This window comes from Marinobacter algicola DG893 (assembly GCF_000170835.1).
GTDB classification, from domain to species: Bacteria; Pseudomonadota; Gammaproteobacteria; order Pseudomonadales; family Oleiphilaceae; genus Marinobacter; species Marinobacter algicola.
The window spans coordinates 15,878-28,231 of record NZ_ABCP01000009.1; the positions used below are offsets into that span (position 1 = coordinate 15,878).

Consider the following 12,354-nt stretch of genomic DNA (forward strand, 5'->3'; position numbering starts at 1 on the left):
GCGAAAAGGGGAACGCTCATGGAACATCAGTTCTGGCACGAACGCTGGGCCAAGAAAGAAATCGGCTTCCACGAAGGCACTGTCAATCAATACCTCCATGACCACTGGCCAGAGCTCGCCGGTAATGGCACCAATACCGTACTTGTTCCCTTGTGCGGCAAGGCCCATGACATGTGGTGGCTCCATGACCGCGGCCACGCTGTCATCGGCGTGGAACTGAGTGAGGTTGCCTGCAAGGACTTTTTCGAAGAGGGCCAGGAGAAAGCGAAGGTTCACCCGGGCGAGCCCTTCACCAAATTTGCCCACGACGATCTGCAGCTTTGGTGCGGCGATTTTTTCCAGTTGGTGCCAGAAGACCTGAAGCACGTCCGGCTGGTGTACGACCGTGCCGCCCTGATCGCGCTGCCACCCCACATGCGCCAGGATTATGTCGACCACCTGACCGCCGTGATTCCGGATGGCACCCGCATACTTCTGATCACTCTGGACTACGACGCCGACATCAAGGGCCCGCCGTTCAACGTCAGTGACGAAGAAGTACTAAAACTATACTCCGCTGATTACGAGATCGAACACATACTCACCAATACACTGGCAAAAGATCACCCTTTTACCAAGCGTAAAGGCCTTGCTGGCGCGACGGAGAGCGTGTTCCGTCTCAGAAAGCGCTGATACACAATTTAATGAACCTTAACGCTTTTACTCCTGTCCAAGTCCCGAAGCTTGAACTAAGCTCACAGTAACAAGACCGACATAAACGCGTCAGCGTAAATCGGTCTGTTACTCCCTATACTTCCACCCATAACCATAACGACCGCCTGGAGCGGCGGACCCAACAGCAACGGGGATATTGTGTGAACTAAAAGCTGTCTTTTCATGGCAAGAGAGCAAGCGAGGGGCCATCTATGAGCATAATGCAGCATTTCAAAGACCGGTATGAAGCAACTCAGGAAGAAGAATACACTCTTGAGGAATACCTGGAGATCTGCAAAAAGGACCCGGCGGCATACGCCACTGCCGCAGAAAGGATGTTACTGGCCATTGGCGAGCCGGAGCCTGTCGACACATCCCGTGACTCCCGGCTGTCACGTATCTTTTCCAACAAGGTGATCAAGCGTTACCCGGAATTCTCCGAGTTCTATGGCATGGAAGAGGCTGTGGAAAACATCGTCTCCTTCTTCCGCCATGCTGCCCAGGGCCTGGAAGAGAAGAAACAGATACTCTACCTGCTTGGCCCCGTCGGTGGCGGCAAGTCCTCGCTCGCTGAAAAACTCAAGTCACTGATGCAGAAAGTGCCCTTCTATGCGATCAAAGGCTCACCAGTCAACGAGTCGCCACTGGGCCTGTTCGATCCCGCCGAGGATGCGAGTATTCTTGAAGAGGAATACGGCATCCCGCCCCGCTACCTCAAGTCCATCATGTCGCCCTGGGCGGTAAAACGCCTGCACGAGTACGGCGGCGACATCAGTCAGTTCCGTGTGGTGAAGATGTACCCATCGGTACTGGACCAGGTGGGTGTATCCAAGACCGAGCCGGGCGATGACAATAATCAGGACATCTCCGCCCTCGTAGGCAAGGTGAATATCCGCATGCTGGAAGACTTCTCCCAGGATGACCCGGACGCCTACAGCTTCAGCGGCGGTCTGTGCAAGGCCAACCAGGGCCTGATGGAATTCGTGGAAATGTTCAAGGCGCCTATCAAGGTGCTGCATCCGTTGCTCACCGCCACCCAGGAAGGCAACTACAACACCACTGAAGGCATGGGCTCCGTGCCGTTCGACGGTATTATCCTGGCCCACTCCAACGAGTCCGAGTGGCAGACTTTCCGCAACAACAAGCATAACGAGGCCTTCCTTGATCGGGTATACATCGTCAAGGTGCCTTACTGCCTGCGCGTGACCGAAGAGATTGATATCTATCGCAAACTGCTGCGCGACAGTTCCCTCTCCGGCGCCCCCTGCGCACCGGATACCCTGGATATGCTGGCGCAGTTCTCCATCCTGTCGCGGGTCAAGGAGCCGGAAAACTCCAGTATCTTTTCCAAGATGCGGGTCTACGATGGCCAGAACATCAAGGACACCGACCCCAAAGCCAAATCCATCCAGGAATATCGCGATTCAGCCGGCGTGAATGAGGGCATGGACGGACTATCCACCCGTTTCGCGTTCAAGATTCTGTCCAAGGTGTTCAACTTTGACACCACGGAGGTGGCGGCTAACCCGGTGCATCTGCTCTATGTGCTGGAAAAACAGATCGAGCAGGAGCAATTCCAGGCCGAAACCCACGACCGCTACCTGCGGTTTATCAAGGAGTTCCTGGCGCCTCACTACGTTGAGTTTATTGGCAAGGAAATCCAGACGGCTTACCTCGAAAGCTACAGCGAATACGGCCAGAACCTGTTCGATCGCTACGTCACCTATGCCGACTTCTGGATTCAGGATCAGGAATACCGTGATCCGGAAACCGGGGAAATTCTCGACCGCTCGTCCATTAACGACGAGCTGGAGAAAATCGAGAAGCCTGCCGGCATTAGTAACCCGAAAGACTTCCGCAACGAGGTGGTCAATTTCGTGTTGCGGGCACGGGCGAACAACCAGGGTCGCAACCCGTCCTGGCTCAGCTACGAAAAACTGCGCAGCGTGATCGAGAAGAAAATGTTCTCCAATACCGAGGACCTGCTGCCGGTTATTTCCTTCAATCCGAAGGCCAGCCAGGAGGATCAGAACAAGCACAAGCAGTTCGTCGAACGTATGGTCGATCGAGGCTACACGGAGAAACAGGTCCGTCTCCTTGCGGAATGGTACCTGCGGGTTCGTAAGTCTCAATAAGTCAGCCTTCATACGCTGAACTGGAGTGAAACTATGGGTATGACCCACGTAGTCGACCGGCGACTGAACGGCAAAAACAAGAGCGCGGTAAACCGGGAACGTTTCCTGCGCCGTTACCGCCATCACATCAAAAAGGCAGTGGCGGACGCGGTTCACCGGCGCTCCATTACGGATATTGAGCGTGGCGAGAACGTCAGTATTCCCTCCCGGGATACTGACGAACCGATTTTCCACCATGGCCAGGGCGGCAAACGGGAGATGGTGCATCCGGGCAACAAGGAGTTTGTGACGGGTGACACGGTGCCCAAACCTCCGGGAGGTGGCGGCGGAGGCCAGGGACAAGGCCAGGCCAGCCCGGACGGCGAAGGCATGGATGAGTTTGCCTTCCAGATCACCCAGGAAGAATTCCTCGACTTTCTGTTTGATGATCTGGAGCTGCCCAATCTAGCCCGTAAAAAACTGAAAGACACCGAGGCGTTCAAATACGTTCGCTCCGGTTTTTCAACTCAGGGCATCCCCGCCAAGCTGGACGTGGTTCGTTCGTTACGAGGCGCCCATGCCCGCCGCCTTGGGCTCGGCGGTGCACGCCGCAAGAAAATACGCCGAATGGAGGAAGAGCTGGCCGCACTGAGAAGTGCACCGGAGGATCTGGACCCGGCGTTCAGCCACGAGGACCAGATCAAAGCCCTGGAGGATGAAATTGCCGATCTCAAGGCCAATGTTCGGCGCATTCCGTTCATTGACGAAATTGACTTGCGTTACCGCCAGCACATCAAGAAGCCACAACCAGCCACCAGCGCCGTGATGTTCTGCCTGATGGATGTGTCCGGGTCGATGACCCAGATGCACAAGGACATCGCCAAACGTTTCTTCATCCTGCTGTATTTGTTCCTGAAGAAGAACTACAAGAAGATCGAAGTGGTCTTCATCCGCCACCACACCAGCGCCAAGGAAGTGGACGAGGAAGAGTTCTTCTACTCACGGGAAACCGGCGGCACGATTGTCTCCAGCGCCCTCAAGCTGATGCACAAGATCATCGAGTCCCGGTATTCTCCTGCGGAATGGAACATCTATGCCGCCCAAGCTTCGGACGGCGACAACTGGAACGACGACTCTCCCATCTGCAGCAAGTTGCTGGCCGACAGCATCCTGCCATTGGTGCAGTATTACGCCTATGTGGAGATCACGCCCCAGGATCACCAGATGCTGTGGTACGAATACGAGAAGATCCAGGAGCGGTTCCCGCAGAGCTTCGCGCTGCAACAGATCGCCGATCCTGGTGAAATCTATCCGGTCTTCCGCCAGTTGTTCGAGAGGAAAGCCGCATGACCGACACCATCGACAGACCCAACGAGCCGAAAACCCGGGAACCCATATCCACCAGTTCTGAGTGGACCTTCCCGCTGATCGAGAAGTACGACGAGGAAATCGCCAAATGTGCGGCAGAGTTCGGCCTCGACACCTACCCCAACCAGGTAGAGGTGATCAGCGCCGAACAGATGATGGACGCCTACAGCTCCGTCGGCATGCCCGTGGGGTACCACCACTGGTCCTTCGGCAAGCAGTTCCTGTCTACCTCGAAAGGGTATCAGCGGGGGCAGATGGGCCTTGCCTACGAGATCGTGATCAACTCAGACCCCTGCATTGCCTACCTGATGGAGGAGAACACCCTGCCCATGCAGGCACTGGTCATTGCCCACGCTTCCTATGGCCACAACTCATTCTTCAAGGGCAACTACCTGTTCCGAACCTGGACCGACGCCAGCGCCATCATTGACTACCTGGTGTTTGCCCGCAACTACGTGGCGGAATGCGAGGAGCGCTATGGCCTCGACGCGGTTGAAGAAATCCTGGATTCCTGCCATGCCCTGATGAACTACGGTGTTGACCGCTACAAGCGCCCCGCGCCGATCTCCGCCGCCGAGGAACTGCGACGGCAAAAAGAGCGAGAGGAATACCAGCAGCGCCGGCTCAACGATCTTTGGCGCACCATCCCCAAACTGGGCGAGGACGACGACCCGGTGAGTCGCAAGAAGCGCTACCCGGAGGAACCCCAGGAAAACATCCTCTACTTCATCGAGAAGAACGCGCCACTGCTGGAGACCTGGCAACGGGAAATCATTCGTATCGTTCGCAAGCTGGGCCAGTACTTCTACCCTCAGCGCCAGACCCAGGTGATGAACGAGGGCTGGGCCACTTTCTGGCATTACACTCTGCTGCACCGGATGTACGACAAGGGTCTGGTGAACGACGGCTTTATGATGGAGTTCCTGCAAAGCCATACGGCTGTGGTTTACCAGCCACCGTTTGACAGCCCCTGGTATTCAGGCATCAACCCCTACACCCTGGGTTTTTCGATGTTCACCGATCTGCGTCGGATCTGTGAAAACCCCACCGACGAGGACCGGGAATGGTTTCCGGACTTTGCCGGTTCTGATTGGCTGGAAACCCTGCATTTTGCCATGAAGAATTTCAAGGATGAGAGCTTCATCCAGCAATTCCTGTCCCCAAAAGTAATGAGGGACCTGAAGCTTTTTGCCATTCAGAACGATGACGAGGAAGACGTCTACCGGATCACAGCCATCCACGATGACCCTGGCTACCGCAGCCTTCGGGAAAAGCTCGCACGGCAATACAACCTGAGCTATCGCGAACCCAACATCCAGGTCTGGAACGTGGATGTCAGGGGCGATCGCTCACTGACCCTGCGGCACATTCCCGTCGACCGGGTCCCACTTGGCGACGACACTAACGAGGTGCTTCGTCACGTGCATCGTTTGTGGGGCTTTGATGTCCATCTGGAAAGCGTCGAAAACGGCGTGGTCATGGAAGAATGCCACTGCCCGGAACGGGAGCCGGACGACGCGGATTGAATGTGGCCATTGATTGTCAGAATGCCCACTCCAGCCCGGCATAGAAGGTTCTGCCGGGCGCGGGTTCATAGTATCCGCGATCTTCGATGGGCCTGTCTGCGTTGGCGTTGATGCGGATGTTGCTGAAGTAATCCTCATCCAGCAGATTGCGGATACCGCCGTAGACGCTGAAGCTCTGGCTGCCCAGGCGAACGCTGTCACCGGCCCGAATCCCCAACAGCCAGTAGTCGTTGACCTTGGTCTGGTTGCTGTTCTCGGCGTACAGATCACCGACATACTGCCATTCCAGGGCAGCAAATTGTTGCCCGTCACCGCGCCACTCTACTTCCGTGACCCATTGTTCCTGCGGTAACCCCGGCAGGCGATTGCCATCGGCGTCATTGCCCTGCTCGTCGGTAAAGTCCTTGAGTGTGTAGTCCGCCAGGGTCACGGCGCTGGTTACGCGCCAGGCGTAAGAAATGTCCCACTTCAGGCCGAGTTCTAGCCCATTCCGTTCTGTGCGCCCGGCGTTTTCGTAGAAAGTTCGATTATTGATCTCGTAAGGCAGGATTTCGTCATCCACCCGGATGGAAAACAGCGCCAGGTCATAACGGATCCCCTGCCCCAAGGCGCCGCGGATACCCATTTCCCGGTTAAGCGCCTGCTGGGGCTCAATGTCTGGATTGAAGCCACCGCTGCCGTCGGGATTGGCAAACTCCGTGAAGGTGGGTGCTTCAAAGGCCGTGCCCACCGTGGCGTAGAACTGCTGGCGTGGCGCCAACCGATAGCTGACTCCCGCAAAGCCGCTGAATTCCCGATAGGTGCGGCTGCCGGAATCGTCGCCGTCGCTGGTCCTGTGATCGTCCACCGATAGCCGCAAGCGATCAAACCGGGTGCCCAGAGACACGTTCAGGCGCTCCGTCAATGCCAGATCACCCTGGGCAAACACCGCGGCGGTAGTGCCGTTCTGGGTTTCGTCCTGGGTTTGTCCGGTGACATCACCGTCAAACGACACCGAATAGCGCCGGCGTTCATCAACCTGGCGATGAAGATCCGCGCCCACCACCCAGGTCAGCGGAAGGCCCGCTACCTCGCTGCCCTGCTGGTAGTCCGTACTGACGCCATAAAACTGCCGGTCGTAGGCAATCCGGCTGGGGCCGGGAAACGGCAGTTGCTGGGCAAAGTCACGGTGCGTGAAAAAGGTACTAACGGTCAGATCCCCAGTACCCATCTCGGCGGTTTCATAAAGCAACCCCAGCGTCTGCTGGTCAACGTCCTGGCCGGCATCAAGCCGTTCGGCATTGGCCGTCGCCTGGCGGCGATTTTGTTCCACCTGGCTCGCTGTCAGACCGGCGGGATCTTCTGCTTTCGGCGTGTGCAAGGCATTGAAGGTGGCCGTTAAACGCTGGCCTGCTCCCCAACCATGAGACACCCGCCCATTGAAAAGACCTTTCTCGACTTGGCTCTGATCGCGGTAACCGTTGTAGTTGAGCCAGGACGCAGTTGCGATGCCACTCGTCGCTCCCTCATTTCCGTTGGCCTGAAACGTGGTTTTGTAATAGTCGTTGCTTCCCACATCCTGACGCAGGCGTGCGCCCGGCGGCCGTTCGTCTCCCCGGGCCGTGGTAATGTCGATCACTCCGCCCGAGGCGTTACCGTACTGAACCGACGACGGCCCGCGAATCACTTCAATGCGCTGTGCCGAGTCCAGGTCCACCGCATCAATCTGAGACTGCCCATCGGGCAAGGTGTAGGGGATGCCATCCACCTGGATACGAATGCCGCGAATACCGAATGGCGCTCTGGCGCCAAAACCGCGGGTGGACAGCCGCAGATTCTGGGCGAAGTTGTAGCGGTTCTGGAAGAACAGGCCAGGGACGGTATCCAGGGATTCGTCCAGTTGCAGCCTCTGCTGGCCCTCCTGGATATCCGGCGCATTGGTCACGGAAACCGCAGCGGGGGTTTCGTAGAGGTCTCTCTCAAGGCGGGGGGACGTCACCTTGATGACATTGTCTTGCGACTCCACGCTCTGCTGCGCGTTGGCGTTAGCCCATGTTCCAGCGGATATCAACGCTGGAAAGACCACGACTAACCTCCTGGGAACGACCACCTTACCTCCTGCTGCCGGGTTAAATTCCGAGTAAATCCACTAACCAGGGCACAATCAACGCCGTCGCAAACGCCGACAGCGCCATCGCCAGCCCCGAAAAAGCCCCCATCTGGGAGCTGACCTGAAACGCCCTTGCTGTGCCAATACCATGGGCCGCGACGCCCATGGCGATGCCTTTCACACTGTCGTCGGTGATACGCATCCATTCAAACAGTTTGGTACCGAGCACAGCGCCGACAATACCTGTGGCCACCACCAGAACGGCGGTCAAAGACGGAATGCCACCGATGGTTTCGGAAATCCCCATGGCAACCGGCGCCGTGGCGGATTTGGGCGCCAGGGACACCTGGATTTCCGTGGAGCCGCCAAGCATCCAGGCAAGCCCGATGGAACTGCCCGCTGCAATCACAACACCACACACCAGGGAAATGGATACCGGCAGCCAGAGCTGGCGCAGCCGGGAAAACTGCTGGTAAAGGGGAACCGCCAGAGCCACCGTGGCAGGCCCCAACAGGAAGTGAACGAACTGACCGCCTTCAAAGTATTCCTCGTAGGAGGTACCAGTGAGCATCAACAGGGCAATCAGCATTGCCACTGAGGTAACCACCGGATTGACCAGGGGGCTGGAGTTGGACTTGAGATAGAGCCGATAGGCAAGGCCATAGGCCACCAGCGTTATGGTCAGGCCAAGCAATGGCGATGTCGAAAGATAAACCCAGATATCACGAATGACCGGCTCATTCATCCCTCTGCCCTCCCGCATCTTCGGGGCTGCTAAACCATCGCGAGGTTACCTGCATAATGCCTGCGGTAGCGACCATGGTGATAATAGTGGAGAGAAACAGAGCCAGCGTGATCGGCAGCCACTCATCCGCAATCCGGCCAAAATGACTCATCATGCCAACACCCGCCGGCACGAACAGTAGCGACAGATGGCTAAGCAATGCGCTGGAAGCGTTCTCAAGTGGCTCTGGCGTGGCGCCCCGAATCATCAGCGTCAGGAACAACATCACCATACCCAGCACGGGCCCTGGAATCGGCAGTGACAGAAGACGAACAGTAACTTCCCCTACCAACTGATACACCAGCAGCAGGGTTATTCCGTTGAGAAAATTCATGATGGCAGCCCCCGACAGAAAAAACGGCCCAAGTCAGGAGCATAGCCACTAAGCAGCGCCCTGCCTACCCGGCCTTGGTCTCTGGGCCCGGTTGGGGGGTGGTAGTGATGGTAGTGGCGGGAATCACCTTCCGGCCGTAGGCCGCCAGCAGGAACCCGATCGGGAACATCAGCACGCCGTATACCGCCGCAGGAATCGACATGGTGCTGGACTCCAGTAACGTCAGCGTCACCAGCAGGGCGATGGTGCTGTTTTTGATGCCCAACTCCACGGCAACTGCAATGGATTCGCGCTGGGTCAGGCCCACGGCGCGGCCCGCCAGGAGCCCCAGGAATATACCGGCAATGTTCAGCAGAAGGGTGGCCGGGCCGGCCTGTCGCAGCAGGTCCCAAATCTGGTCTCGTACGCCCCAGATCAGCCCGACAACCAGCAACGCCAGTACCACACCCCCGAACACGCTGACCGCGCTTTCCGCGCGGCGTGAGAGTTCTGGCGCCCGGGTACGGAAAACCATCCCAATCGCCACAGGGAACAGGACAATACCCACCAGCATGCCTACCGTTCTTCCCACCGGTAGCGCGATGGACTCCTCCGTGCCGGCATAGAGTTGAAGCGCATAGTTGGTGAACAACGGCAGTGTCACGATGGTGATAAGACTGGCCGTGACCGTCAGCACGATCGACAGGGCGATGTTCCCCCGGGACAGCAGTACGAACAGATTTGAGGTGGTGCCACCCGGGCAGGCCGCAATGATCACCAGTCCCACGGCAATTGCCGATGACAGGTCGAGCATGGAGGCAATGGCAAAGGCCACCATGGGCATGAGCAGTATCTGGGCAACAGTACCCACCACCATCCCTTTTGGATACACCGCCACTTGGCGGAAGTCCCTGACCGTCAGGGTCATACCTATACCGATCATGATGATAAACAGGGCAATCGGCAGCCCCGCAGAGATCAGTGGACTCGATTCCACAAAGCCTCCAAGGATTGTTGTTGTGATTAGATTAGCCAGCTAGTGAAAATAGCATAAGCTGCCGAAAAAGAGTGAATATGGATTCGCAACAACATGTAATTGCGCAAAGGGTAGGAATGGGATTGCGCGCAAAAACCTGAACCTTTCAACCTGCTTGTTCGTGTGATTGTCCCGGTTGTTGCGTATACTTTCGAACAACAACTATACGAATCCAAACGCATCAGATTCAGTGCAGTTTGGCAGCTTCATAAAGCAAGAGGACGATCAATGAAACGCCTGGGCACACTGGACGCTTCCTGGTTGGCGGTGGAATCGGAAGACACCCCGATGCACGTCGGCAACCTGCAGATTTTTTCACTACCGGAAGATGCTCCGGAGACGTTTCTAAGAGACATGCTCGCCCGCATGAAAGCCGATGCCGATGTAGCGCCGCCCTGGTGCTACAAGCTCGCCTTTTCGGGGTTCCTGGGCCGCCTGGTCGCCCCGTCCTGGAAGGTCGACAAGAAGCTGGATCTCGACTACCACGTTCGACACTCGGCGTTGCCGCGCCCCGGCAGTGAACGGGAACTTGGCATCCTGGTATCCAGGCTGCATTCCAACCCGCTGGATTTTTCCCGCCCGCTTTGGGAATGCCACATTATCGAGGGCCTGGAGAACAACCGTTTTGCCCTCTACACCAAGATGCATCATTCCATGATTGATGGCATAAGCGGTGTTCGGCTGATGCAGCGGGTGCTCAGCGAGGACCCCGGTGAGATTAATATGCTGCCGCCATGGTCGGTACGCCCGGAGCGGACACGGGGCAGCAAGACAGATTCCGAAGCCAGCATTTCAGCCGCCCTGTCCCAGGCCATGGAAGCCCTGAGGATTCAGGCCGACATGGCGCCGAGGCTCTGGAATGCGATGAACCGCCTGATCCAGTCCGCACGGCACCCGGAAGAGGGGCTGACCGCGCCCTTTGCCGGCCCGGTTTCCGCCCTCAATCACCGGGTCACCGGTCAGCGGCGGTTTGCCACCCAGCACTACCAGCTCGAACGGATCAAACAGGTCGCCCAGGCGTCCAACGGCTCCCTGAACGACATTGTGCTCTACCTCTGTGGCACTGCCCTGCGCCGCTTTCTTGTTGAACAGGATGGTTTGCCGGATACGCCACTCACCGCCGGAATTCCGGTGAATATCCGCCCCTCCGATGACCAGGGCACGGGCACCCAGATCAGCTTCATGATTGCCTCACTGGCGACCGACGAAGCCGATCCCCTCAAGCGGCTGAAGAGCATCAAACACTCTACCCGCAGGGCCAAACAACACCTTCAGAAACTGCCGCGTAAAGCCCTGACCCAATACACCATGCTGCTGATGTCGCCCTACATCCTGCAGTTGATGTCAGGCCTGGGCGGGCGAATGCGCCCGGTGTTCAACGTGACCATCTCCAACGTGCCAGGGCCAGGGGAAACCCTTTACTATGAAGGAGCACGACTGGAGGCGATGTACCCGGTTTCGCTTATTGCCCACGGCGGTGCGCTCAACATTACTTGCCTGAGCTACGCCGGCTCGCTCAACTTCGGTTTCACGGGCTGCCGCGATACGTTGCCCAGTATGCAGAAGCTGGCGGTCTACACCGGTGAGGCTTTGGATGAACTGGAAAGCCTGGTTTCGCCACCACCAAATCAGACCAAAACCAACGCTCGAAAGGCGCCTCGCAAAAAGACTGCGGAAAAGAGCTAACAGGGCTCCGGTGCCCGTGGGGCTGAGTTACTCAATGGTCTCCAGGTGTCGCTGCAATGCGGTCGGATCCGGTAATACGATCCGGCCGTAAGCCAGCTCCAGCAGCCCTGAACGCTCAAAGTCTTTAATCCACTTATGCACGCCCTGGCGGGTCATGCCCATCATATTGGCAATGTGCTCGCGGGTGATCCAGATCGTGACCGGGTCAGTGCCGACGTCGCCATTGCCCTGGATTTCCGCCAGAAACAACAGTCGTCGCCCTATCCTGGCGGCAACACCTCGTAGTGCATCATCCTCAATAATGGACATAGCGGCCCATAGCCGTCGGCTGACCATATCAAGAATAACCGGGTAGCCTTCCGGGTATGTCGCCATGAGTTCGCGAAATGCCTCGCCCGGTATTTCTATCAGCGTTACGGCCTCGTGGGCAGTAGCGCCGTATACCCGTCGCATCCCGGGAGAAAACACTGAATCTCCGAACCAGGTACCCGCGCTGAACATGATCAGGGTGGCTTCCCGACCTGCAGGGTTCACAGAACTGATGCGAACCACCCCGCTGGCAATGATGTTGAGGGTCGATATTGCCGAACCTTTACTGTAGATGAGTTCGTTAGCCTCAAAACGGCGAATCCGTGCGATACCTTCCAGGTCATCAATCGCCGACTCTGAAAAGCCAGAGAATAAAGGGCAGCGGGCAAGGACAGTCTTGATATTCTTCATGGGAAGAAATTGTAAACGATTTGAC

The 12,354-nt window shown here is 57.2% G+C and carries 10 protein-coding genes; 5 read left to right on the forward strand and 5 right to left on the reverse strand.

From position 1 onward, the window contains the following. Nucleotides 1-18 precede the first annotated feature (18 nt). From tmpT to MDG893_RS08445, 4 genes are all read left to right on the forward strand, one after another. Nucleotides 19-672: a thiopurine S-methyltransferase gene (gene tmpT, locus MDG893_RS08430; RefSeq protein WP_007153332.1), complete on the forward strand. Its 654-nt coding sequence runs from the start codon at nt 19-21 to the stop codon at nt 670-672. Between the two features lie 233 nt (nt 673-905). Further along, entirely contained in the window at nt 906-2,828 is a 1,923-nt protein-coding gene (locus MDG893_RS08435; protein WP_040474441.1) for a PrkA family serine protein kinase, read from the forward strand. A 39-nt stretch (nt 2,829-2,867) separates the two neighbouring features. Then, the gene (locus tag MDG893_RS08440; RefSeq protein ID WP_208855183.1) at nt 2,868-4,157 is read left to right on the forward strand and encodes a YeaH/YhbH family protein; all 1,290 of its coding nucleotides are present in this window, start codon (nt 2,868-2,870) and stop codon (nt 4,155-4,157) included. Continuing rightward, nucleotides 4,154-5,701: a SpoVR family protein gene (locus MDG893_RS08445; protein ID WP_007153335.1), complete on the forward strand. Its 1,548-nt coding sequence runs from the start codon at nt 4,154-4,156 to the stop codon at nt 5,699-5,701. Before MDG893_RS08440 ends, MDG893_RS08445 begins: the two co-directional genes overlap by 4 nt. A 16-nt stretch (nt 5,702-5,717) precedes the next feature. Here the strand turns inward: MDG893_RS08445 and MDG893_RS08450 are convergent, their stop codons facing one another. The 4 genes from MDG893_RS08450 to MDG893_RS08465 form a co-directional block, all read right to left on the reverse strand. Beyond that, nucleotides 5,718-7,766, reverse strand: a complete 2,049-nt coding sequence (locus MDG893_RS08450) for a TonB-dependent receptor family protein (RefSeq protein WP_007153336.1) — start codon at nt 7,764-7,766, stop codon at nt 5,718-5,720. Nucleotides 7,767-7,809: 43 nt separating this feature from the next. Then, nucleotides 7,810-8,535 carry an LrgB family protein gene (locus MDG893_RS08455; RefSeq protein ID WP_007153337.1) on the reverse strand — a complete coding sequence of 242 codons (726 nt, stop codon included), beginning with the start codon at nt 8,533-8,535 and terminating at the stop codon, nt 7,810-7,812. After that, nucleotides 8,528-8,908 carry a CidA/LrgA family protein gene (locus tag MDG893_RS08460; protein WP_007153338.1) on the reverse strand — a complete coding sequence of 127 codons (381 nt, stop codon included), beginning with the start codon at nt 8,906-8,908 and terminating at the stop codon, nt 8,528-8,530. The genes MDG893_RS08455 and MDG893_RS08460 overlap by 8 nt, the downstream gene beginning before the upstream one ends. Before the next feature lie 64 nt (nt 8,909-8,972). Next, nucleotides 8,973-9,884, reverse strand: a complete 912-nt coding sequence (locus tag MDG893_RS08465) for a bile acid:sodium symporter family protein (RefSeq protein WP_007153339.1) — start codon at nt 9,882-9,884, stop codon at nt 8,973-8,975. Between the two features lie 267 nt (nt 9,885-10,151). On the opposite strand from MDG893_RS08465, the gene MDG893_RS08470 reads away from it, so the two are divergent. Beyond that, complete coding sequence (locus MDG893_RS08470; protein ID WP_007153340.1) at nt 10,152-11,609, forward strand: WS/DGAT/MGAT family O-acyltransferase; 1,458 nt, start codon at nt 10,152-10,154, stop codon at nt 11,607-11,609. Between the two features lie 27 nt (nt 11,610-11,636). Here the strand turns inward: MDG893_RS08470 and MDG893_RS08475 are convergent, their stop codons facing one another. After that, a complete protein-coding gene (locus tag MDG893_RS08475) occupies nt 11,637-12,329 on the reverse strand; it encodes a Crp/Fnr family transcriptional regulator (RefSeq protein WP_007153341.1) in 693 nt (230 codons plus the stop codon). Between the last annotated feature and the right edge of the window lie 25 nt (nt 12,330-12,354).